Source organism: Shewanella sp. NKUCC06_TVS, from assembly GCF_019345515.1.
GTDB lineage: Bacteria > Pseudomonadota > Gammaproteobacteria > Enterobacterales > Shewanellaceae > Shewanella > Shewanella oncorhynchi.
In genome coordinates this window covers 307,517-330,131 of sequence record NZ_JAHKQX010000004.1, presented here as the reverse complement: position 1 = coordinate 330,131, position 22,615 = coordinate 307,517, and the positions used below count along the sequence as shown (strand labels likewise).

Here is a 22,615-nt window from a genome sequence, read left to right as displayed (position 1 = left end):
TTGGTGAATAGCTTAGCGCCCAGTTGGGTGCAACTGGTGATATTCATTGTGCCAAAAATTGCATGCGAGCCTGCACATAAGCGTAGATAAGCTCGCTTAGGCTTTGGCCAACATCCCTAAAACCGGCTTCAATCCCAGCTTCGTGGCAACTTGGTGCAGCCTCGGCTAAATGCAAATAAGCACATGGGCAGTGGCGAGCGATATAACTGACATAATGCGCCGCATCGAGCAATGGCACACCTGCAGCGGTTGAAGCGCTACTGGGCATTTTAGCGATAGCATCTACGTCAAGTTCTAATCCTACGGGTAAACCTGTGTCATTTAGTTTGGCGGCGATTTCAAGTAAAGCTTGGCTAAGGCTGATTTCACGGCGAATCCAAATTTGTTGCAAGCTATGCCAAGTTCCCCCAAATTCGCTGAGTTGGCTTAGGTTTGCTTCGCTGTTTTTTAACTCGTGTAAACCCAGTACATGGTAGCAACCTAAGGCGCCGCGATCGGCTGCGTAACTAAAGCCATTGCCGCTGTGACGACCTTCGAGCAGACGAAAATCCGAATGAGGGTCAAGATTCACCGCGGCGACTTGGCGTTGGTAGTGGCCGTAGGTTGCCATCAACAAACCATAGGCATTGTTGTGGCCGCCGCCTATGAGTATGGGTTCTAAACCCGCTTTTAAAATCGCACTGACGATGCGGATCACGCGCTCATCGAGTTGCTCCACCGCATCACGTAATTCATCTAAGGTGACGTCACTGTTAGCTGTTGTATTGCTCGTAGTTTGTTGCTGCAGATCGGCGGTGTTCACTTGGCCTAACACTAGGCATTCGGCGCCAGAAAGAAAACGATTCGATTGTAAATTGAGCCATTGGCGCATACTGGTTGTGAACGCATCGGTTGCACCGCCGCGGCCTAAATTGGCACGTGGGCCTATATCTTCACCAACGCCGATAATGGCAAAGCTTGCCCCGTGGGCTTTTGCAGTCGCGAGTATGGTCTCTAACGTGTGTTCGTGATTGGCCAGATGGACGCATTGGCCTAGCTTAGTTTCGCCAGTTCTTGGGCTGACGAGTGAGGCGATATCGGTATGGGTAAAAGGAATAAATTCAGGCATAGATTGATATTCTTATTCGGCCAGAGTCGAGCTATTGTGGCCAGAGTAGGGCGAGGATTCAATGGGGAAACGCTGAAAATAGTGAATAAAAAAGCCAGCTTAGCTGGCTTTCTTGAGTGAACAGTGAGATTACTCAATGTCGAGTGGTTCAGGTGATAAAATTACACCTGTGTTATCAGCATAAATGTGATCACCGGGTAAGAAAGTCACACCGCCAAAATTGACTGGAATTTCCACTTCGCCCACTGAATTGCCATCAGCACCCACTGGAATAGAGGCAAGGGCTTGAATACCAATGTCTAACTCTTCCAATGCATCCACATCGCGTACAGAACCGTAAACGATAATGCCTTCCCAGTTGTTGCTGACCGCAAGTTCAGCGATAGCACCATCGATCAGCGCACGGCGTAATGAGCCACCGCCATCAATGAGTAAGACTTTACCTTGGCCATCCTCTTGTAGGACTTCGGTAATTAGGCCGTTGTCTTCAAAGCACTTGATGGTGCTAATAGAACCGCCAAAAGAGCTACAACCACCGTAGTTACTGAACATGGGCTCGACTACATCTACGACATCTAAGTACATGTCACATAGTTCTGAGGTGTTGTATTCCATATTTACACTCCTATTGATCCGCGTTGCGTACAGTTTAGCGAGTTTACGCCAGTATAAAAGGGATTATTGAAAAGAAAAGTGTTATCAATCACGGTATTGTTGCCACTTGGCTGTTAACACATCTGTAGTAAATTTTCGTCACACTATAGAATTTATTCGGTAAAACTTGATATTGGTCATTAAATAACGGTTTTTTATTACAACTCTGTTGCGCACTTTGGTATTATATCTCAAGTTTAAATTAACTTACTTAACTTAATTTGCTTTAGGGGCATGGACCCCCCGTTACGCTTATGGACGGTAGAGGGCCTTCGAGAGGTGCCTATGGAAGCTGTAAATACGATTGAAATTATTGGTTATTTTGCCTCTATAATGGTGGCGATCTCTCTAATGATGAAGAATATCATTTGGTTGCGATGGTTGAATTTTGTAGGATGCACTCTGTTTGTGGTTTATGGGGTGTTTATTTCTGCTTGGCCTGTGGCCGGCATGAATGCGTTTGTTGCTTGTATTAATATTTACCATTTGACAAAAATTTACCGTGCTAAGGCAAATACTCCCGCCGCAGCCTAAGTTTTATTGGATTGTGTTGCTCTTGAGATTAACGTTTAGAGCAACACAATATCCTGTCTCAGTCCTATCGCTATTCCTAAATAAATCCCTTAGCCCCAGCATAACGTCCCTAGAATCCTTCTAGATCAAAACCTCAGCCATGCTTCTTGTCATAAAACCTTCGAGCAGATGTCACTTAGCCGTCACAGGTCTTTCTTAGTCTCAAGCTATCTAATAGTGCTTTAGCTAATGTGATTTAGGTTTAACTATTAGCAAACAGTAAATTAGTCGTGAGCAGTCAATAACGAATTCAATCGTGAATAGAGCTTTGGTGAGTCGGTTGGTTGCAGACTAAGCACTCTAAGCGTCGTCGAGAGAATGCACAGATTAACATCGCAGTAAAACTCGCTGGTATGCCAGCAAGGAGCCTGTTTTATGTTGAGTTACGTTGCAGACTTAGATAAGCGAATGTTTTGCCATATCGTGAGCTTCACCCAGCACCATGGTTTATATGCCCATGCAAAGCGGGTATCAGCGAGTGGCGATGGGCATGTGTATTTATATTTGTCCGTGGGTTTGATGCTGACGCACGCTCAAGGACAGGCTCTATTTAATTTGATGTTAGCGAGTTTTTTGGTTGAGTTACCTCTGTATTTATTATTGAAAAATAGTATTCGTCGCACACGGCCATGCCATGCATTAGTGGGATTTGAGAGTGGTTTTGAACCATCGGATCGCTTCAGCTTACCGTCTGGTCATACAGCTGCGGCCTTTGTGATGGCAACGAGCGTGGCGCAAATCTATCCAGCTGCGGCTCCTGTGGCGTATTTATGGGCTTTTAGCATAGGGGGCTCACGTATTGCACTTGGCGTGCATTATCCCTTAGATATTCTGGCGGGAGCCTCATTGGGGATTGGGTCGGTATTGCTGGTTCATCCAGTGATTTAATTCAAATATGCGCCTGTTAATCATTTCATTAGTGGGAATTCTCCTTCACTCATCAGTTTAAGGATACGTAATGCGAATACTCTACGGAGTTCAAGGCACAGGGAATGGCCACTTAAGTCGTGCACGCGTCATGGCTAAAGCATTGATGAAACAAGATATTGAAGTGGACTTTCTATTTTCGGGACGCAAGCCTGATCAGTTTTTCGATATGGAGTGCTTTGGTGATTATCGCGTTCAAGCGGGAATGACGTTTGCGACGCACTCCGGGCGCGTGAATGTGCCACAAACTGTCCGACAAAATTTGTCCTTGTCGTTATTTAAAGATATTAAAGCCTTAGATCTCAGTTGCTATGATTTAGTACTCAACGACTTTGAACCTGTGTCGGCTTGGGCTGCGCGGCGCCAAGGCGTGCCATCCATTGGGATTAGCCATCAGGCGGCGTTAACTCATCCGGTGCCAAAACTCGGTAGCACTTGGTTTAATGAGATGCTGCTCAATTATTTTGCACCAGTGGATGTGGCGCTGGGGTGTCATTGGCATCATTTTGGCTTCCCTATTTTGCCGCCTTTTGTCGAAGTGGATGCCAGCCCATTCGAACACACGCATCAGATTTTAGTTTATTTGCCTTTTGAAGATGCGGATATGATTGCTCATTTTCTGTCTCATTTTAGTGATTATCAGTTTTTGGTATATCACAGCCAACAACCTAAAGGCCAAGTTGCTGAGCACATTAAATGGCACGGTTTTAATCGTGAGGGGTTTAAGCAACATCTTGCCAGCTGCGGTGGTGTGATAGGCAATGCGGGCTTTGAGCTTGCCAGCGAAGCATTAACCTTAGGTAAAAAACTCTTAGTCAAACCACTGATTGGCCAGTTTGAGCAGTTATCGAATGTGGCGGCGTTACAACTTTTAGCGGCTGCAGATAGTATGATGAGTCTCGATGTGAACATAGTTAAGCGCTGGCTTAAAACGGCATCACCTAATCCAATTGCATATCCAAAGGTGGGGGATACGCTGGTTAAATGGATTAACGGCGGCGACTGGCACAATAGTCAGCCGCTGTGCCAAGAGTTATGGAGCCAAGTCACGCTTCCCGATACTTGGCGTTAAACAGCGTTGCTGTTTAGATGAAAAGCAACTTAGGCACTAGCTGGCTTAATGGCGTTAGCGTATAATTTCGTCAATTTTGCTGTTAGTCCCTTTCAGCACGTCTATTTTGGCCTAGCCTGGCCGTTAGTTATGTTGTTATAAATGAGCCTGAAAAAGTTTACTCAGTACAAGTTACTGTTTTTAATGTTGTTATTACTTTGTGTCTTACTTCCTTTTATTCCAGATCAGGCTTACCACATACCCGGCCCTGATATCGCTAAGCAAAATTTTCATGTGATTGAGTTTAATGATAAAGGTCAGCCCCACGACGAAAGGCAATGGCAAGGTTTAGAGACGCGAATTTTACACCCAGAGCCTGCACAGATCCCTGAATTATTGATTTTTGTCCATGGCTGGCATCATAGCGCTGAGCCTAAGGATGAAAACTTTATTGCCTTTGAGCAGTTTTATCAGCAAATGGCCGCGTCCGATACCCAGCGCAACTTGTTGGGTTTGTATATTGGCTGGCGGGGCGATAAATACGATCCTTTTTGGATCGATGGCTCAGATGATGCAAAAAGTTGGATAGAACCCTTAGATTTTCCTACTATTTTACAGCGTAAACGGGTTGCTAAACGTATCGGGCAGTTAGGTCTATCACAGCTGCTGGATAAGCTTGATAGCTTAGTAACACAGCATAAACTGCTGCGTTACACTGTGATTGGCCATAGTCTTGGCGGTGCTGTTGTTTTGCATGCGAGTAAAGATCGCATCAAAGCCGCCATTGATAATCAGCAGGATAATCCTAATTTATTCTTACTGTTAAATCCCGCCGTACCTGCTAAAGAGTATCAGCCATTAGATACGTTGGTGAGCTTAGATAGACAAAAACCGAGTATGGTGGTGTTGCAATCGAAGGGGGATTTTGCAGTAAAAGAAGCCTTCAATTACATCAAGGACGGCGAGCGCGCTGTCGGGAACTCTTGGGCTATTACTCACGATATTGACAAATGCTCTGGTGGCAATTGCACCACGCCAATGAAGATGCCTTCGGCCTTGATGGCGCACGATCAAATCCCTGGCTGTATGATGACGCTGCCTCAATCGGGCTGGAAAATTCGTGCTCGCCTGCAGGCTCGTCGTACCGTGCAAACCTGCCCCGATGCCAATATGCAAGCCGTATGGGTACTGGCCGTGTCTGACGAAATCGTCTCTGGGCACAATGGCATTCTCACTCCAGAGCATGGTAAAGCCTTGTCTGAGGTGATGCGTATGATTGATTTATATCGAAATCAATTACCTAAACATGCGGTGGAAAGCCCAGCGAACCAAGATCTCGGCACCTTAGCGCCAGAGTCAGAAGCTGCAACATCTACCGAAGGTGAAACGCCTGTGCCACAAGAGCCAGTGATTATTGTCGAGCCTTTACCTGAAGAGCAAAGCTCACCTACACCTAAGGTTAATGCACCATTGCAGGAGCCAAACGTATCACAGGAACAAGATAAGCCTGCTGCGACTGAGGCGCCACCCGCGCCAATTAAAGCGCCGGAATCAAAGCCTGAGGCTAAGCCAAACGACGGCGCAGAGCCTCAGCCTAAGGTTGAGACTGAAGGCATAAAGTGATCTGTAGCTGTACGGAGTAAGTGATAGGCGATACATCTAGTGTTGTATCTCATTGAAAATAGATAATAAGCTGGTGAATAAACTTTATGAGTCAATATGAGAGCTGAGTTAAGAGCAAAAATCATCACTGTTTGTCATAAAAAAATTGAGACTCAAGGTGATAATGTCGGCCTCTCATTTTACGCTTTCTTTGCGAACAAAAATGATGATCCAGAGTTGCTTATGGAAGCGGCGACTTGGTGGATTCAAACTCATCGCTTAGACCATTTTGTTAAGGCTCATAAGGTGATAGAGATAATCCAAAAGGAATCGGAAGAATAGACTCTAAAGCTGTTACTACGGATTTTTGGTTTGCCACCTGCGCCAAGTAAAAGTGATTAGTGCGGCGAGTATTAGGCTGACCATGGCCCATGTGGGGTACTTATGCTGGTGGTAAAACGCCAGCATGGGAGCGATTTCATCGCGGATTAACACTGGGCCTAATCCAAAGAGTGCCACCCAAATGCTGGTGGCGAGAGCATTGCCAATCACAAATTGTTTTAGTGGCATTTTAGCGAGACCGCAGCCGATAAACATAAATTGTTTTAATCCCTCAACAAAACGACTCAGCACTAAAGCGGCAATGCCATATTGGCCAATAACGCCATGGATTTTGTTTTCCAATTGCGGTTTTATCCAACCCTTCTTAAGCAACACATCACCAAAGCGCCAACCGATAAAATATCCCAAGCTGTTACCGCAGAGTGCAGCGCAAACTGCGACGATTAATACTAATGACAGTGACATTTGCCCTGTAGCGGCTAATAAACTGGCGACAATTAATAAGGATTGTCCTGGCGCCGGAATGCCAAAACCCTCGACAGCAATCGCGACAAATAGCAGAACATAACCATATTGCTGCAGCCAAGGCGTGAGTTCGGTGATGATATGTTGTAGCGCTTCTGGCATAGATGAAAGTGATCAAATCAGTGTGACGATTGGCCCATCATACTCGCCAACTTCTCTGGCTGGATAGATTTATGAGCAAAGTTTCATGCCAGTTTTAGTTAGTGGCGGTGAATAGGCGTTACGCAGGGGGGCAGTTTTTACCTGAAATATAAAAAAGGCCGAACTCAGTTCGGCCTTAATACCTGTACTACAGTCGCGACGATAAAGCGACTAGGCGAATGCTGCTTGTAGCTGTGGTACTACTTGTTTCTTACGGCTTAATACGCCGTCTAACCAGACTTTGCCATCGACGGTATCTTTACCGTAGGCACGTTGGGTCAGCTCCGCATCGTCAGACACAATCAACAACTCTGAACCTTCTTTCATGATGTCAGTCAGCAGCAATAAAACGCTGTGGCGGTTACCTTCCACTTTCAGTGCTTTGATATCGGCTTCTAGCTCGGCCTTGATATCGTCAAATACTGACAGGTCGATCACTTCTAACTGGCCGATACCGACCAAGTTACCGTTCATGTTGAAGTCTTTAAAGTCACGCATTACTAAGTCGCGTGCTGGTGTGCCTTGTACGGCGGATTTCACTTTGAACATTTCCATGCCCAGTTCTTTGAAATCTTCAACGCCGGCGATCTCAGCTAATGCTTCAACGCAGCGAATGTCTGCAGTGGTGCAAGTCGGTGATTTGAAAATCACGGTATCGCTCAGAATGGCGCACATCATGATGCCAGCGATATTTTTAGGGATAGCGACTTGGTAAAAGTCGAACATCATCTTGATCACTGTGTTGCTGCAACCCACTGGGCGGATCCAGCATTCTAACGGGGTATCTGTGGTCAGATCGCCAAGTTTGTGGTGATCGACAATCCCGACGATAGTCGCTTGGGCGATATCATCCGGTGCTTGAGTCAGTTCTGAATGGTCAACGATATACACTTGCTCACCAGCGTAGCTGGTTTTGTATTCTGGAGCTTCGAAGCCGAAACGTTCCAAAATAAAAGCGGTTTCTGGTGACAATTCACCTAAACGTGCGGCAATGGCTTCTTCACCGATTTGGTTTTTTAAATAGGCTAATGCGATAGCACCGCAGATTGAATCTGAATCGGGGATCTTGTGACCGACAACGTAAATGGGCATTTCAGGGACTCTCCTTTAAATTTGTGACAATTTTAGCAATATTTGGCTTTAATCGGAAATAGCCAAAGCGCATATCACTGCGCTCTTCAGTTGCTATTTCTCTAAAAATAGAACGCTCAGGTTCGGCAAAGATGGCTTAAGGTTTAGATCTTCACTTTTATCACGACTTTACGCACCGCCGTGGCTATATCGCCTGTGCCGGGCATATGCATGTCACCGGGGAAAAATAACGCAAACATGCCTGCTTTGAGTTTGATATAAGAGGCATTGGCTTGGTTTGCCTCGTAATCAAACTCGGCGTAATCGTGTTTTTCAAAATAGGGTTTCGAGGGTGTTTGCTCCGCTAGTGGCAAGTAACCAAACTCTTCTTCACCGCTGAAAACATATTGCACATCGATATATTTTTGATGAACTTCAAAGGGTTCTGTTGACTTATGCTTGGTTTGATAGTCATTCACTATCACAAAAATATTGTCGCCATCGAGGGGATAATTGCCTACTGGTAGCTGACTAAAGTCGGTCGTCGCTAGATGTTCTAATGCAGTCGCAAGCCGAGGGCTTAAGGATTGATAAATATGGCGGTTTTTTAAGGTATCGACGATCATCGGCTACTCGACATGGTGGAAGTGAAATGGGCGAATGGTAAAGATTATAATCCGATCACCACAGTTAGGACATAAGCTTTGTCGATTGGAAGCAGGTCTAAACATGTCGGCATAAAAAACAGGCCATTGAATGACCTGTTTCTACATCAAGTATTATTAAACTTAGCTAAAACGAGTTTAGTAAGTGTATTTGGCTTCTAAGAAGTAGTAGCCACCATTAAAGCCAAAGGGGGTATTGGTTAATGGGTATACGAAGATACCATTGAAGTTATTGTTATCTGGTCGTTTTTCTGGATACACATCAAACAAGTTTTGCACCCCAGCGGTAAAGCTTAGCGCATCAGTGGCGGCGTATCTTACCGACAGATCCATCACCCACTGATCGCTATAGTTCACATCGCCCGTTGAATAACCTTCACTATAGTCACCAAAGTAGTTTAAGCGGATATTGGTTTTAAAATCCCCGAGTTCATGGGTTAGCCCAATACTGCCCGTGTTATGCGGCGTAGCAGACGTCATGCGGGTTCTTTCTATACCATCAAAGAGTTTCTTTTCTAATCCGCCTAAAATAGACGGCAGATTGATGTCTTGGATCTCGGTTTTATTATAGGCATAGGCTAAATTCGCCTGTAAATCGCCCCAAGTGCCAATATCAAAGTCTTGGCTAACAACAAGATCGATCCCGCGAGTTCGGCTATCGACGGCATTGACGAAGAAGCGTGCTGAATCAGCATTGGTACCTGCTAGTGCGGTCGCAACCGCGGGGCTATCAGCGGGTCTTAGAGCGCCAGATAAAATGATGCGGTCATCAATCTCTATTTGGTAAGTGTCGAGCGTTACCGCTAGACCAGCGTTATTGGTATAAACAAGACCGAGACTAAATGATTGAGATATTTCAGGTTCTAGCTCGTTAATCCCAAGTGCCTTTGTTACTGGAGATAAGGTGTTGAAAGTACCTGATTCTATAGGAACCAGTTGCCCCGTCACTGGATCGGGATTAAATAACGTCGAGATATTGCTGAAGTACAGCTGTTGTACGCTCGGCGCTCTAAAGCCTGTATTGATCGTGCCACGCAGGGCTAAGTTGTCGGTAAAATCGTAACGACCCGCGAGTTTCCAGCTCGTGTTGCCGCCAAAGTCAGAGTAGTTTTCGTAGCGTAGCGCTGCCGCCCAGTAAAACTCGTTGGTTAATTGGTTTTCAAGTTCGGCATAAATGCCTGTGTTATCGCGCGTTTCATCAACCTCAGACTCAGGGGTAAAACCGGTGAAACCTTGGCTACCCGCCGCTTTGCCATTATAGCCACCATTGATATACGAATCTTCTTCTCCGGCTTCAATTTCATAGCCGTTTTGGCGCCATGAAACACCGGTCGCAAACAGAATTTCAGAATCGTTTATAAAGGCAAAATAACGGGAAATATCTAAATTGATATTGGCTTCACGGGTCGATAACGTTCCTGCGTCGAACTCGGTAGGAGTTTCAGGGCCTAAGGAAGCATTTAAAGTATTGACGATATTATAGTTAAATGAATTCTTGCCATATCCCACTGAGGCATCAATATCCCAGTCACTCAGGTTGAATTCATAGCCTAGGGTAAGAGACGAATCGATAATTTTGGGGTTAATTTGTGGTAAAAAACCGTCGGGATACACTTCGGGTAAGTTACGGGCATCGAGAGCTAAACGGTAAAAAGCACCCGATTTAGTTTCACGTTGGCTAATACCACCAAAGGCATATAGTTTTCCGTCGGTAGATATAGGCTGAGCCGCATTGATAAACAAACCGACATTATCATATTCGGCATCACCAACGTGGTGGCTCTTACGGTTAAATGTCGCTTCGCGCGGATCTGCTGAGCCATCTGCTAACTTAGGGTATTGCTGCCGTGGATCTAACCCTGCGCGGTTTGTGCTGTCTTTGTGATGCGCTTCGAGGGCGAGATTCACAAAGCCATCATTGCTTAAACTGATCCCATGGTTAACGCCTACACGCCATTGCTCACCGTCACCTTGGTAGGTTTGTCCGGCTTGCGCCGAGACGCTTCCCCCTTGATCGCTGTCCTTGAGTACCACGTTAATCACGCCAGCAATCGCATCTGAACCGTATTGTGCCGAGGCTCCATCTCGGAGAATTTCAATGCGTTTTATCGCTGTCATTGGAATCGCATTTAAATCGACGTTAGAGGAGCCTTTTCCCATAGTGCCGCTTAAATGTACTAGAGCAGAACCATGGCGACGCTTGCCATTTACGAGTACTAAGGTGTGGTCTGGCGACAGGCCGCGTAAGCTCGCGGGGCGCACCGCATCTGAACCGTCAGTCACCGAGGAGAATGGAAAGCTATAGCTTGGCGCCGCAAATTGCAGCGCTTTCGCGGTTTCCGTCATACCTGTTGATTCGAGTTGTTCGGCTGTGATGATATCGACCGGGGCAACACTGTCAGTTGCCGTGCGTAGTGCTATGCGTGAGCCTATGATCTCGATTTTTTCGAAGCCGGTTTGTTGCTCTTCGGCTTGGATTGCTGGAATAACCAGTGTGGATGACACTGCCAATGCGATAACGGCTAGACGCATAAAAACCTCTCAATGATGTTTGTGACCCAATACTCGAACTTAGGTGTGCAGATTAAATATAAAATAACAATCTGATGCCGAGAAGGTTATCACTGTAACAATTGTTACATTAAGACGTAAATATGCTAACTCAGAGCCTAGTGTTCTAAATAATATTTAAAATGCAGTTGAATATATTGATGAAAACCTCACTATCGGTCTGCGTGCTTTTGAGGCTTCATACGGCACAAGACAAGTTGCCGCATGCACAATACGACTGAGTTAACTCGATGATATGAATTGTTTATTGACGTATACCTTCGTGGTTTACTATTTTATTTTGCTCTAATGGCATTGGTTTTAAGGTACATAGAATTGTCAGCGTTACGATTTCTTGCAGGACCAACTGCATTTAACACCTTGGTAGAACAAGGCCTTAAAACTGAGCATTTTACCCAGTTGCTTGCCGCCTCTGGTGGACCTAAGTGGCTTGGTATCGCAGGGCTAGATAAGTATTTGTTTGCTGAATTTTTCAAAGACAGGCAAACGCCTTTATATACATTAGGCGCTTCCTCTGGGGCTTGGCGTTTAGCGTGTTTGGCGCAGCAAGATCCCCTCATAGCCTATGGCCGCTTAGAGGATTTTTATATTGGTCAGCGTTACGACAATATGCCGACACCGCAGGAAGTCAGTGCGCAAGTTAAAGGCGTAGTGCAGGGCATTTTAGGGGCAAACGGTGGCAGGGAAATCGTTAATAACGCTCATATTCACAGTCATTTCGTCGTGTGCCGAGCTAAACATTTAAATCGTTTAACGGCAAAGCTTCCGCTTGCGGCGGGGCTGGCGATGACGGCGGCGACCAACTTAGTGAGCCGTCGGAGTTTAGGTTGGCATTTTGAGCGTGTGGTCTTTAGCCAACAAGCTGCAGCATCTCCCTTTTTGCAACTCAACGATTTACCCAGTCAGCAGGTCGAATTAACCGAGGCTAATGTCGATGCTGTGATGTTAGCAACGGGGTCGATTCCTTTGTTGCTGGCCCCTGTGTCCCAAATTGAAGGCGTTGCCGATGGGCAGTATTACGATGGCGGCATTACCGACTATCATTTTGATTTGCCTTTATCCCGTGCTAAGGGGCTGACGTTGTATCCGCATTTTTATCCGACCATCAGCCCAGGATGGTTCGATAAATCCTTGAAGTGGCGCCAAGGTCGCGCTAATTATCACAATGCGCTAGTGTTGGCGCCATCGGCCGAATTTGTCGCTTCATTGCCCTTTGGCAAAATCCCCGACCGTGAAGATTTTAAGCAACTGGACACGGCGCAGCGGATGCAATATTGGCGTACGTCTGTGGCTTTGAGTGAACGTCTTGCAGAGGAGTTTGCCTCGGTTGTTGCGAGGGGAAATGTGCTGGATCGGCTAGAGCACTTCTAGGTTGAAGTGATTTGGTCTCGAAAACTGGGTTTGACATGACGTGGTCGAAATGCCCTGATTCAAAATAGCGGGGTCGCAAATTTCTTTGTGCGCTCAGCGGCTTTAGGAAGGAAATTCTTTCACCTGCTACACTCTACAATAATAGGAAATACGAATGCATTGAGTTCGTTTCCTTCTATTTGGGGCAGGAGGTTGCTATGCAAACACGAGAAATGGCGTTACTCATGCGCGATGCCTTGTTACTGCCACAGGGACGGGTGGAGGTTCGCGTGGTTGACCCCGGTCATCTGCGCATGGTGGCCGATGTATTCAAGGGAAAGTATGTGCTCGCCTTTGCCACCATTAGACCCAGTGGTAGTCCGCCCTGTTATCCCACAGCCACCCAATGTGACATTATCGATTTTAATCAGCTAGAAGATGATTCACTCAGCATAGTGCTCGAAGGGCGTCAACGCGTCAGCATCCTCTCGGCGGCGCAGGCCAAAGATAAGCTGTGGATGGCGCGTACTCTACCTTGCCGTAACTGGCAAGAAGAGCCGATTAAAGGTGAATTTGAGTTGATAAGCGCCGCATTAGAGCAATTTTATGAAGTGAATCCCGATCTGTTTGAGCTCTATTCTCAAGTGCATTTGGAAGACGCCGCTTGGGTGAGCCAACGCTGGCTCGAGGTTTTGCCTATGTATAATAAAGATAAATTAGTGTTAGTGAATCAGCCAGATTGCCATAAAACCTTGGACTTTGTGCTGCAACTCATCAAGTCCCATGTGGACTGAAAAACCACAAAAAGGCTAGAATAGCGGCTTTCTATAGCCGCTTTTTTTGTGATATGACTGCATCTGCCCGCGCCGCCCAACCTTCTTACATAGTGCTTCCTGTGAATGTCACAGATAAACCCACAGTGTTTGCCTTTCTCGCACAACATTTTGCCCGTATAGGTGAAGATGTATGGCGTCAGCGGATCCTCGATGGAAAAGTGCATTGGCGGGATGGCAGTTTGATCGCCTTGGACACTGAATATCGCCCTGCGGCACGGGTGTATTACTACCGTGAAGTGCCGGTTGAAGCGAAAATCCCCTTCGAAGAACAGATCCTATTTCAAGATGACAACGTTATTTTGGCCTACAAGCCGCACTTTTTACCTGTGACCCCAAGCGGCAACTATGTGAACGAATGTTTAGTGCATAGACTAAGATTGCGTACTGGCATTGATACTATTGCGCCCGCTCATAGGCTTGATCGTGAAACCGCTGGAGTGATCCTGATGACGGTCGCGCCTGAAACCCGCGCGCTCTATCATCAACTCTTTATCGACGATGCGATTCGTAAAGACTATCAAGCGATTGCCAAGTTGACATCTGAGATTATTGAACAACATCAAAAAGGCTGCTTAACTTTGCCCCTGCACTGGACGGTAACAAACCGCATGCAGCCGAGCGACCCAAGTTTTACCATGAAAATCGTGGAAGGCGAGGCGAATACCCATTCCGAAATCAGCCTAGTAGCGATAAAAGGCGATCTTGGTTTATTTCATTTGAGCCCGATTACCGGTAAAACTCACCAACTTCGTGTGCATATGCAAAGCTTAGGTATGCCATTGTTAAACGACAGATTTTATCCAAGCTTATTACCTAAAGGGCCGGATAACTTTGCGACGCCTCTTAAGTTGATGGCGCAGCGGTTACGTTTTATTGACCCAGTGAGCGGGATGCACCACGACATGCAATGTCAAGGTTTTGAGTTTTAGTCAGCGGAAAGCATTATTTCCAGTCTGTTTAAAGGAAATAATCGGGTGCAATTGTGTGCTTGGCCCTGTGATGGTATGAATACAATCTGCAGTATCTGAGTCTCTGCCATAGGGAGCCATATTACGATTGTTTAAAGGAAGTCCATTATGACCAAATCTGCGATCTTCTCTATCTTGCTTTGCGCTGCAGTATTAGTGGGGGCCATGTATTTTGGTGACTGGACTAAGCAGCCTTATCTGAATGATATTGCCGCCGAGATCCGTAAGGCGAGTGCGGTGATTGAACCGAAGAAACCAAGTTCGTCAGGCGCATCGACAGCAGAAGCCGATGCCGAGCGAGATCAAAGCCCTAAGATCATTTGGGATCAAATGGCGCATGAAAAACCATCGAATAAGTCGCAGCCAGAAGCACTGATTTTCAATCAGGCTCAGCCAAAACCTGACAAAACCGATGAGGCGCTATCCAAAAATACGCCCTTGATGGATTCTGGTTCTGGTGCCACTCAGCCTGAAACGGTTAAACATAATAAACCTGTTTAATCTGTTATTCCTGTTTGGGTGGTTCGAACAGGGTTTCGCTCATATCGCCATGTAAAACCGCAATTTTTGTTGGTGCACCATCATCAGCTAATTCCAACATACCTATTCCGCTTTTATTCACTAGACGTTTACTCGGCTCACCATTTGGTCGCCTGCCGCGCAGCAACATACGTTTACGTTTTGTCAGCAAGTTAAGTGGTGAAAAGTGGCCATAAAACCAGCCATTGAGTTTATCGAAAATCGGTAACAGCTTCTCAGGGAAGTGATTTTTAATACCGCTGCAGGTGATTTGGTAGATGTTAGGGCTACTGCGTCTAAAACGAATACTGATGTCGTAACTAAAGGAGTAATGTACATCACCGGAGAGGATCACAAACTCCTCTGGGGTTTTACGGTGCATAAAAATACTCAGCAGTGCATTGGCGGCGCCCGGGTGGGCCATCCAGTTTTCGGCGTCTACTAACAGGGAACCGCCGATCAGAGTGGCTGTGCGCTGAACAGCTTCAATCAACTTGACCCCAAACATGGGCGCAGGTGAGACGATAATGACCTTCGACTGGCCGAGTAACTCTTGCTGCAAATCCATTAACGCCTCCCAATCCATCAAGCCGGAAGGTTTTGCGAGATTAGATTCACTGCGCCAGCGGCGGGTACGCGTGTCGAGCACGACCAGTTTGGGCGAGGACTCTAAGGTGTAATGCCACTGCTCAAATTTAAGTAATTCGTCGATGAGCAGATCCTGACTTTCGCTTTCTTGTCGCGCAAAAAACGCCTCGAGCAGCGGGCGGATATCGGCGGTAAATTTATCAGGCGCGTTGCCAAGTCCTTGGAATAAGGTGTAGCCGATTAAGGCATTACCAATGATGCGTTTCGAAAATGCGTGTTCGTAGGCCGCTTGTTCCCATTTAGCCGTCAGGTTCCAATCATCGGTGACGTCGTGGTCATCAAACATCATATAAACGGGAATGTGCGCCATAAAGCGCCTGACTTGCCCCAGCCCAGCTTTAAAGCCGAGCAAGTGTTGCCACTCATTTTGCCAGCGGGCGGTATTGGCGGGTGATAAGCCGTCGACATCCTTCGAGATATTCACTAATTCCCACAGCTCAGGTGACCAAGTGAGTAAATACAGGGCGATGATTTCATTTAGGCTGACCAAATGATTTACGGCGATGGAGGAGGTAAAAATGGGGTGATTGCGATACCAACGCCACAGCGCGGTTTTGGCCGGATATTGGGTATGAGGCAACAGGTTTTTATGCCGTTGATACAAATATGCGGGCTGATAATGAATGTCTTCGCTAGTGGTGATGCTCGCGCCTTCAAATTGCTCATGTTTAAGACTAAGCAAATCGATGACTTGCCCTATGGCGCTTAACATAGGTCCCGCAACATCATCAATATAGACCTGATCACCACTCATTATGATAAGTGCAGGGCGATCATCCTCCGCACCCCTGTTGATTATCTTGGCTAAATGGGTATCTGCGGCGACCAGTGCATCGTCACTGTGGTGATGCGGATTGCGGCAGGAACCGTGGAATACTTGGGTTAATTCAGGGGTAAAACGTACACTTGGCGTCGACGCATCGCCGTAGTTTAGCTGGCTTATCGTGGCAAAAATATCACCATGCTGAGCGGCAGACACTTGGTAAGGTGTGACGATATTGGGCGCGAGCAACTCTGGGCGCGACAGTATTATTAGATATTGATGGGCATGTTGCCCGAGTGGCACATAGTGTAAATCGGCATCCTGCAACAGGTACTCTTGCTCACCAAGACGCAGCTTAAGTTCAGTTAATGGCTCACGACTTACAAACCACAGGGTAAAGTGTGAGGCATCGCAGTGGCGCAGCATGGGGCCAGCTAATATCAGAGGAAGTGTCGTACTCAAATTCTGCCTATGGGTATTTGGGTTAATCTTGCATGAGTTAACCCTAAGTAAGTTTGGTTTAGAAGAGTAAACAAGTGCGTTGAATATGAAAAGCTTTTAGAATTGTTAGCCATAAATATGCGTTGAAACTGAATGGGGCGATATGGCTAAGATTATGGTAACAGGCGCGACTGGGCTACTCGGCCGAGCAGTTGTAAAACAGCTTGAATTAACGGGACATGAGGTTATCGCCACAGGTTTTAGCCGCGCAAGTGAACGAGTGCATAAACTCGATCTTACCGCCCCTTTAGATGTCGAGGCATTTATCGCCCGCGAGCAACCGCAAGTGATAGTGCACTGCGCCGCCGAGCGTCGCCCCGATGTTTCCGAGCAAAATCCGCAGGCGGCATTGGCGCTTAACTTAACCGCGAGCCAAGCCTTAGCTATGGCAGCTAAGGCCAATAACGCTTGGCTTATCTATATTTCCACTGACTATGTGTTCGATGGCACTCAACCTAAGTACGCTGAAGATGCAGTCACTCATCCGGTTAATTTTTATGGTGAATCTAAGCTAAAGGGCGAAGAGATAGTGCTAGACACTAGCGCTGATTTTGCCGTGCTACGCTTGCCAATCCTTTACGGTCAAGTAGAAAAGCTGAGTGAATCTGCTGTGCTAGTGCTGGTTAACCAATTGATTGAGCGTCGCGTTCAGGGGGTTGATCATTGGGCGATACGCAGTCCAACCTCGACCGCCGATATTGCCCAAGCCATAGACAAGATGATTGCACAACATATTGTAGCGCCAATAGTGCAGGGGATTTATCATTTTAGCGCCGCCGAGACTATGACTAAGTATCAGATGTTGTTGACCTTAGGAGAGATTTTACAACTCAGTACAGTGCACTTAACGCCTGAGTCTACGCCGACAGATAACGCCAAGCGGCCAAGGGATTGCACCTTAAGCTGTGCGCGTTTAGCTGCGCTGGGGATTAGTTCTGAAATCAATTTTGCCACTGGCGTGCGCCAAGTATTAGCACAATCGAGTGGTGCACTTGCCACGCTCGGACTCACTCTGTAGGAATCGCCATGGCTAAGATCTTAGGGACCAGTCTACAGGCTGCCGACCAAGTCGCATTACTGCGAACCTTAGGTTTGCTGCTGCAAATAGGCTTAACCACGTTTGCCGCCGATACTTTTGGTCTTAGCCTGCAAATGGAGCCGTTAGTGCATGTGTTAGTGCTGGAGGTGTTATACCTTTCGCTCACATTGGCGCTACGTAAACCCTTATTTGCTAAGGAGCGCGGCCTCTTTATTGCGCTCAGCTTAGACACATTATTTTGGATATCTTGGTTGCACTTTTCCGGCGGCGCGACCAATGCGTTTATCTCATTATTACTGTTGCCGATTGCACTTGCGGCTGTGACTTTGCCAATCTGGGCGCCTTGGGCACTGACGGCAATTTCAACCTTTGCCTACAGCATGATGATCTTTACTGTGCCCGAATCCCCCATGCAGCACCACGGTATGGACATGAGTTCCCACTATTTAGGCATGTGGTTCAACTTTGTGATTTCAGCATTGGTGATGACAACCAGCGTGGCGTTAATCACTAAGCGTATGCGCCGCCAAGATGCGCAGTTAGCCTATATGCGCGAAGGGCAATTGCGTCAGGAGCAGCTCTTAGCCCTAGGTACAGTATCGGCGCAGATGGCACATCAACTGGCCACGCCGCTCTCGAGTCTGAGGTTATTACTCGATGAAGTAAAAGAAGACATGAGCGATACCTCGATAACGATTGTCGAGATGGAAACTGCGTTAGGTCGCTGTGAACATACGCTTGCCGAGCTGAGATTAGCGACGGAGTCGATCCGCGATCGCCGCCAGCGCCCACTAAAGATCATTGAGTTGGTGGACAGTTTAAAGCAAAAAACCTTGCTGTTTATGCCGCAAACTGAACTGAATTGGTTGATCACTTGTATGCCAGAACAACTGGCAGAGCAAAGTATTCTGACTGATATGAGCTTAACGCCAGCCATCATGGCCTTGATTGAAAATGCTGCCCGCGCTAGCGCCGAAACCATAGGTGCGCCGCAGGTGGATATCAGTTTAGATATAGCGCCAAACGAAGAGCAGATCTACTTGCAGATCCGCGATTATGGCACTGGTATCGCGCCCGATTTATTGCCACAGTTGGGCACCTTACTCATAGAAAGTCCCAAGGGTTTAGGTGTTGCTTTGCTACTCAGTCATGCCAGTTTAGAGCGTTTGGGTGCAGAGTTGATTTTGGCTAATCATCCCCAAGGTGGCACTGTGGCACAAATTCGTTTCACTATTTTAAGGGAGCTGGCGCCGTCTGTATCGCACAAGACTAAGGCTAGTGACGAGGTAAATTCATGAAACGTTTGTTGATTGTTGAGGATGACCTTTCCCTTGCGAGTATTTTGGGCCGCCGATTAACACGCCATGGCTTTGAATGCCGATTAACCCATGATGCCAGTGATGCACTGCTGGTGGCGCGGGAGTTTCGTCCTAGCCATATTCTTTTAGATATGAAGCTTGCCGAAGCCAATGGCTTAGGGTTAATTGTGCCGCTGCGTCATCTGCTGCCCAAGGTGACTATGGTGTTACTCACAGGTTATGCCAGTATCGCCACTGCGGTGGAAGCGATTCGTCTCGGCGCCGATAATTATTTAGCTAAACCTGTGGATACCCAAACCTTGCTCGCCGCACTGGAAATGGATGGGCATTCCCATACTCTTCAAGAAGATGAAGTCGACGATTCGCCACTTAATCCTAAGCGTTTGGAGTGGGAGCATATTCAGCAAGTGCTCAATGCTAACCAAGGCAATGTGTCCGCCACGGCTCGCCAATTGGGAATGCATCGCCGGACGTTGCAACGTAAATTGCTGAAGAAACCTGTGGGTGAAAGTGGACATTTGAAGTAACGATTCATCCACGTGTGGGCAAGGGGCAACAGCTTAAGGCAAACCTGATTAGGTAATGAGGCAGAGCCGTTTGACCATAAAAAATGCCACTCAAAAGGGCTGAGTGGCATTAACAAGAAAACGAGAAGTGAATCGATGAATTAGCGCTAGGATTTTACGCTAGCGCCATTGCACGATTAGGTTATGCGATTAAAAATTAACGGTTTCTTCGTTTGAGCAAGGGCCGTTAGTTTCACACACTTTATAGGTGAAGCTTGCGCCAGCTAGGTCGGTGAAACGGTCAATAAACGATGAGCTGCTTGAAGTACCCACCGCAACACCGCTACGGAAGATAGTATACTCATCAGCGTTGTGACCATCCCATTCGAGTGCAACACGTATGCTACCGCGACGAGATTTGTTCGCATTTTTTACTGCCATTTCTAATGCGACTTCAGGGACTTCAACCGCAAATTCTGCCGAAGTGCTTGCTGTTGCGCCATCGTTGTCAGTTACAGTCAGTGTGACTGTGTAGCTGCCTGACTCGGCATACTGATGATTGACACTCGCACCTGCGGCATTTGTACCATCACCAAAATCCCAGTTCCATGATGTCAGGTCGCCATCGCTGTCAGTACTGGTGCTTGTGAAGCTGCCGTTGCCGTTAGCAAAGCTTGCAGTAAAGCCTGCAGTTGGAGCTTGGTTTGGTGTGTCATCTCCGTCATAAGCACCCACTAGGCTTACACCTGTGTAGCTGCTATAGCCGCTGACCATCACCCAATAAGTTCCCGTTTGAGCAGGATCAATAGCACAGCTTTCGGCATTACCTGACTTGTATGGACGACAGTCATAGCTGCTAGACGTTGGTGCTTGACCAAATTTAACATACATGTCCGCATCACCTGTGCCGCCTGACATATTGAAGCTCAGGTTAGTTGCACCGCTAGCGACGTCTAGTTTGTAGTATTTTTTGCTACCTGACGCACCCGCTAAACCTGTCACAGCAACACCGTTCGCGAGCTCAGTGGCTTCTGGTGGTGGCGGTGGTGGTGGGGTTTCACAAGGTGTGATACCCACAGCGGCAAACGCAGTAACCACATCGTCAGCACTTAAGCCTAAGTCAGTTGCGGCCGATTTAACACCACAGGCGCCTTGCCAGAATAAGCTGTCCGCCGTCCAATATAATTGGTTAGCGACTACAAATGTTTGGAATGCTTTGCGTGTATCCCAACCCGGTAAGTTAGCTAAAGTGTAGAAAGCTTTATTGAATACACCTGAACTGTGGTGCACGTCGATGCCATCATAGTAATCGTCGATATGACCGATTGAGATACCGTCTAAGGTTGGATCTGCCATGTAGCGCAGTGCACCGCTGCCTTTAAAGATATCGGCGCCGACTAACCAGTCGTTTGTGCCGTGCATGTAAAATTCAGCGGCTTCACCCGCCATATCTGAGAAGGCTTCGTTCATGCCGCCAGATTGATCTGCGTAAACCAGCCCTGAGTTTTGTTCAGTGAAACCGTGGCTCACTTCGTGTGCCGAGACATCTAAGCTCACTAATGGGTGGAAGGTTGTTGCGCCATCACCGAAGGTCATAGCACTGCCGTCCCAGAAAGCGTTTTCGTAGTTGTTGCTGTAGTGAACTCGCATCGTTAACTGAAAGGTTAACGGTGCAGTGTTGTACCACTCGCTATACATCTTGTAGATCACGTTGCCGAAGTAGTGCGCATCGTTTAATGGCGAGTAAGCACCGTTGATCTCTTTGACTGTATTGCGCGGACAAGTATAAGAGAAGGCAGTGGCGCCTGATGTGGCACCGTTTAGGTTAACGGTTTTCACGTTAGGTGAGTTCATGGTGCAAGTGTCACCGCTCACTTCAACGTCTAAGCTAGAAAAATCAGTACCGTATTCGTATTGGCCTGTCTTAATGTTACCGCCTGGACCTGTACCCGTTGCAGCATGGTTAATCCCTTCCCAACGCTTAATCACTTCACCTGAGTGCGCGTCAACCATAGTGAATGGTCGGCTTGGCTCATCGCCATATACTACAAATGAGGTCACATAAACGAGGCGAGTTTTAGCGGCATCATCGAGGTAAAGCCATAATTTTGCTTGTTTGTTTTCAGCTTTTAGGCCTGCAACGGCTTTATCAGACTTGCCACGGATCGCAATATCTAACGCTTTGTTAGCCGTTAAAGTAGGTTTGACAAAATCAGCCGACTTTTCAATATTTTTTAATACGCGGCCAGACATGTCGCTGTAAAAGCCCATGCTCGATTGTGACGTCGCAACAGAGAAACCATAAACTGGTACGCCATGGAAATATTGTTGTAAACGTTGTTTTTGCTTGCCTTGACCTAGGTTGAGTTTTTTCTCGACTTTGAGTTGGCTACCTGCGTCTAAGCTGAACTGAGACACTAAGTTATTGCTTGACGACGCGCTTCTAAGAGTGCCGACATCGACAACATCGGCAGCAAATGCGGATGTGCCTAAAGTGGCCGACACAGCAATGAAGAGTAGCGACAGTTTTTTGTTTAGCATCATGCTTGAAATCCTTTTTCCGTTTTGTAAATAACGTTGGAATGCCATACAGCTTAACTGGCTCGGGCGAGCGTTTTTTTATTGTGATTTCTACAGGGTCGTCGGCATCCCTCTGCCATGGCCGAATAGAATGAGCTGTTGCTCAGGCGGAAATTCTCAGAATTTTATTCTGTGCAAAGCGTGAATAACCGCACGACCCTAGATGTTATTTAAATGTAAAGGTGTTAACAATCGTACAAAGGAACTATCTTCAACGTTCATTTAGATGCTTTTAAATCTGAATTAGGACTTTTGGGTAATAGCGATTTAGCCAAGCGGAAAGGGTGATGTACTTGAGTGTTTTAAAGTAATTTAATGATTTATTTCAATTGTTTATTTTTTTAGTGTTCTTGAAA

General features: G+C 46.8%; 20 protein-coding genes. 12 read left to right on the top strand and 8 right to left on the bottom strand.

Features of this window, described 5'->3' with window-relative positions:
- Nucleotides 1-43: 43 nt before the first annotated feature.
- Both KO531_RS06810 and rraA read right to left on the bottom strand, forming a co-directional pair.
- Nucleotides 44-1,108, bottom strand: coding sequence for a formimidoylglutamase (locus KO531_RS06810; protein WP_219250711.1), 1,065 nt, complete (start codon nt 1,106-1,108; stop codon nt 44-46).
- Nucleotides 1,109-1,237: 129 nt separating this feature from the next.
- Entirely contained in the window at nt 1,238-1,723 is a 486-nt protein-coding gene (gene rraA / locus KO531_RS06805; RefSeq protein WP_105251214.1) for a ribonuclease E activity regulator RraA, read from the bottom strand.
- Between the two features lie 324 nt (nt 1,724-2,047).
- Here rraA and KO531_RS06800 point away from each other — a divergent pair, with 324 nt between their 5' ends.
- The 5 genes from KO531_RS06800 (at nt 2,048) to KO531_RS06780 (ending at nt 6,257) form a co-directional block, all read left to right on the top strand.
- Nucleotides 2,048-2,296 (top strand): YgjV family protein, encoded by a 249-nt coding sequence (locus KO531_RS06800; protein WP_113940145.1) that lies wholly within the window; start codon nt 2,048-2,050, stop codon nt 2,294-2,296.
- A gap of 414 nt (nt 2,297-2,710) precedes the next feature.
- Nucleotides 2,711-3,223: a phosphatase PAP2 family protein gene (locus KO531_RS06795; protein WP_105251216.1), complete on the top strand. Its 513-nt coding sequence runs from the start codon at nt 2,711-2,713 to the stop codon at nt 3,221-3,223.
- A 70-nt stretch (nt 3,224-3,293) separates the two neighbouring features.
- Nucleotides 3,294-4,334 carry an MJ1255/VC2487 family glycosyltransferase gene (locus KO531_RS06790; protein ID WP_105251217.1) on the top strand — a complete coding sequence of 347 codons (1,041 nt, stop codon included), beginning with the start codon at nt 3,294-3,296 and terminating at the stop codon, nt 4,332-4,334.
- A 141-nt stretch (nt 4,335-4,475) separates the two neighbouring features.
- Entirely contained in the window at nt 4,476-5,936 is a 1,461-nt protein-coding gene (locus tag KO531_RS06785; RefSeq protein ID WP_219250710.1) for a thioesterase, read from the top strand.
- 96 nt (nt 5,937-6,032) lie between these two features.
- Nucleotides 6,033-6,257: a DUF6500 family protein gene (locus KO531_RS06780; RefSeq protein WP_219250709.1), complete on the top strand. Its 225-nt coding sequence runs from the start codon at nt 6,033-6,035 to the stop codon at nt 6,255-6,257.
- Nucleotides 6,258-6,272: 15 nt separating this feature from the next.
- On the opposite strand, the gene KO531_RS06775 is transcribed toward KO531_RS06780, so the two are convergent.
- From KO531_RS06775 to KO531_RS06760, 4 genes are all read right to left on the bottom strand, one after another.
- On the bottom strand, nt 6,273-6,884 hold the full coding sequence (locus KO531_RS06775) for a DedA family protein (RefSeq protein WP_219250708.1): 612 nt from the start codon (nt 6,882-6,884) through the stop codon (nt 6,273-6,275).
- Nucleotides 6,885-7,094: 210 nt separating this feature from the next.
- On the bottom strand, nt 7,095-8,015 hold the full coding sequence (locus tag KO531_RS06770; RefSeq protein WP_212600488.1) for a manganese-dependent inorganic pyrophosphatase: 921 nt from the start codon (nt 8,013-8,015) through the stop codon (nt 7,095-7,097).
- A 143-nt stretch (nt 8,016-8,158) separates the two neighbouring features.
- On the bottom strand, nt 8,159-8,620 hold the full coding sequence (locus KO531_RS06765; RefSeq protein WP_105251222.1) for a YhcH/YjgK/YiaL family protein: 462 nt from the start codon (nt 8,618-8,620) through the stop codon (nt 8,159-8,161).
- Nucleotides 8,621-8,797: 177 nt separating this feature from the next.
- Entirely contained in the window at nt 8,798-11,191 is a 2,394-nt protein-coding gene (locus tag KO531_RS06760; RefSeq protein WP_219250707.1) for a TonB-dependent receptor, read from the bottom strand.
- A gap of 354 nt (nt 11,192-11,545) precedes the next feature.
- Between KO531_RS06760 and KO531_RS06755 the strand changes: the two genes are divergently transcribed.
- The 4 genes from KO531_RS06755 to KO531_RS06740 all read left to right on the top strand — a co-directional run bounded on the left by KO531_RS06755 (nt 11,546) and on the right by KO531_RS06740 (nt 14,885).
- Entirely contained in the window at nt 11,546-12,601 is a 1,056-nt protein-coding gene (locus KO531_RS06755) for an alpha/beta hydrolase (protein WP_219250706.1), read from the top strand.
- A gap of 197 nt (nt 12,602-12,798) precedes the next feature.
- Nucleotides 12,799-13,374, top strand: a complete 576-nt coding sequence (locus tag KO531_RS06750) for an LON peptidase substrate-binding domain-containing protein (RefSeq protein WP_105251225.1) — start codon at nt 12,799-12,801, stop codon at nt 13,372-13,374.
- Between the two features lie 53 nt (nt 13,375-13,427).
- Nucleotides 13,428-14,345, top strand: a complete 918-nt coding sequence (locus KO531_RS06745; RefSeq protein WP_219250705.1) for a pseudouridine synthase — start codon at nt 13,428-13,430, stop codon at nt 14,343-14,345.
- A gap of 147 nt (nt 14,346-14,492) precedes the next feature.
- Entirely contained in the window at nt 14,493-14,885 is a 393-nt protein-coding gene (locus tag KO531_RS06740; protein WP_219250704.1) for a hypothetical protein, read from the top strand.
- Nucleotides 14,886-14,889: 4 nt separating this feature from the next.
- Here the strand turns inward: KO531_RS06740 and KO531_RS06735 are convergent, their stop codons facing one another.
- Nucleotides 14,890-16,740 (bottom strand): alkaline phosphatase D family protein, encoded by a 1,851-nt coding sequence (locus KO531_RS06735; protein WP_219250724.1) that lies wholly within the window; start codon nt 16,738-16,740, stop codon nt 14,890-14,892.
- A 178-nt stretch (nt 16,741-16,918) separates the two neighbouring features.
- On the opposite strand from KO531_RS06735, the gene KO531_RS06730 reads away from it, so the two are divergent.
- Genes KO531_RS06730 through KO531_RS06720 form a run of 3 tightly spaced genes read left to right on the top strand, consistent with a single transcriptional unit; the run spans nt 16,919 to nt 19,700 of the window.
- Nucleotides 16,919-17,833 carry an SDR family oxidoreductase gene (locus KO531_RS06730; protein WP_219250703.1) on the top strand — a complete coding sequence of 305 codons (915 nt, stop codon included), beginning with the start codon at nt 16,919-16,921 and terminating at the stop codon, nt 17,831-17,833.
- Nucleotides 17,834-17,841: 8 nt separating this feature from the next.
- Nucleotides 17,842-19,152 (top strand): HAMP domain-containing sensor histidine kinase, encoded by a 1,311-nt coding sequence (locus KO531_RS06725; RefSeq protein WP_219250702.1) that lies wholly within the window; start codon nt 17,842-17,844, stop codon nt 19,150-19,152.
- Complete coding sequence (locus KO531_RS06720) at nt 19,149-19,700, top strand: response regulator (protein WP_105251231.1); 552 nt, start codon at nt 19,149-19,151, stop codon at nt 19,698-19,700. Before KO531_RS06725 ends, KO531_RS06720 begins: the two co-directional genes overlap by 4 nt.
- 189 nt (nt 19,701-19,889) lie before the next feature.
- On the opposite strand, the gene KO531_RS06715 is transcribed toward KO531_RS06720, so the two are convergent.
- Nucleotides 19,890-22,223 carry a M4 family metallopeptidase gene (locus tag KO531_RS06715; protein ID WP_219250701.1) on the bottom strand — a complete coding sequence of 778 codons (2,334 nt, stop codon included), beginning with the start codon at nt 22,221-22,223 and terminating at the stop codon, nt 19,890-19,892.
- Between the last annotated feature and the right edge of the window lie 392 nt (nt 22,224-22,615).

What these genes read in the sequence shown, in the direction of transcription:
- KO531_RS06810 (WP_219250711.1), bottom strand. Translation starts at nt 1,108, where the DNA reads ATGCCTGAATTTATTCCTTTTACCCATACCGATATCGCCTCACTCGTC.
- rraA (WP_105251214.1), bottom strand. Translation starts at nt 1,723, where the DNA reads ATGGAATACAACACCTCAGAACTATGTGACATGTACTTAGATGTCGTA.
- KO531_RS06800 (WP_113940145.1), top strand. Translation starts at nt 2,048, where the DNA reads ATGGAAGCTGTAAATACGATTGAAATTATTGGTTATTTTGCCTCTATA.
- KO531_RS06795 (WP_105251216.1), top strand. Translation starts at nt 2,711, where the DNA reads ATGTTGAGTTACGTTGCAGACTTAGATAAGCGAATGTTTTGCCATATC.
- KO531_RS06790 (WP_105251217.1), top strand. Translation starts at nt 3,294, where the DNA reads ATGCGAATACTCTACGGAGTTCAAGGCACAGGGAATGGCCACTTAAGT.
- KO531_RS06785 (WP_219250710.1), top strand. Translation starts at nt 4,476, where the DNA reads ATGAGCCTGAAAAAGTTTACTCAGTACAAGTTACTGTTTTTAATGTTG.
- KO531_RS06780 (WP_219250709.1), top strand. Translation starts at nt 6,033, where the DNA reads ATGAGAGCTGAGTTAAGAGCAAAAATCATCACTGTTTGTCATAAAAAA.
- KO531_RS06775 (WP_219250708.1), bottom strand. Translation starts at nt 6,884, where the DNA reads ATGCCAGAAGCGCTACAACATATCATCACCGAACTCACGCCTTGGCTG.
- KO531_RS06770 (WP_212600488.1), bottom strand. Translation starts at nt 8,015, where the DNA reads ATGCCCATTTACGTTGTCGGTCACAAGATCCCCGATTCAGATTCAATC.
- KO531_RS06765 (WP_105251222.1), bottom strand. Translation starts at nt 8,620, where the DNA reads ATGATCGTCGATACCTTAAAAAACCGCCATATTTATCAATCCTTAAGC.
- KO531_RS06760 (WP_219250707.1), bottom strand. Translation starts at nt 11,191, where the DNA reads ATGCGTCTAGCCGTTATCGCATTGGCAGTGTCATCCACACTGGTTATT.
- KO531_RS06750 (WP_105251225.1), top strand. Translation starts at nt 12,799, where the DNA reads ATGCAAACACGAGAAATGGCGTTACTCATGCGCGATGCCTTGTTACTG.
- KO531_RS06745 (WP_219250705.1), top strand. Translation starts at nt 13,428, where the DNA reads ATGACTGCATCTGCCCGCGCCGCCCAACCTTCTTACATAGTGCTTCCT.
- KO531_RS06740 (WP_219250704.1), top strand. Translation starts at nt 14,493, where the DNA reads ATGACCAAATCTGCGATCTTCTCTATCTTGCTTTGCGCTGCAGTATTA.
- KO531_RS06735 (WP_219250724.1), bottom strand. Translation starts at nt 16,740, where the DNA reads ATGCTGCGCCACTGCGATGCCTCACACTTTACCCTGTGGTTTGTAAGT.
- KO531_RS06730 (WP_219250703.1), top strand. Translation starts at nt 16,919, where the DNA reads ATGGCTAAGATTATGGTAACAGGCGCGACTGGGCTACTCGGCCGAGCA.
- KO531_RS06725 (WP_219250702.1), top strand. Translation starts at nt 17,842, where the DNA reads ATGGCTAAGATCTTAGGGACCAGTCTACAGGCTGCCGACCAAGTCGCA.
- KO531_RS06720 (WP_105251231.1), top strand. Translation starts at nt 19,149, where the DNA reads ATGAAACGTTTGTTGATTGTTGAGGATGACCTTTCCCTTGCGAGTATT.
- KO531_RS06715 (WP_219250701.1), bottom strand. Translation starts at nt 22,223, where the DNA reads ATGATGCTAAACAAAAAACTGTCGCTACTCTTCATTGCTGTGTCGGCC.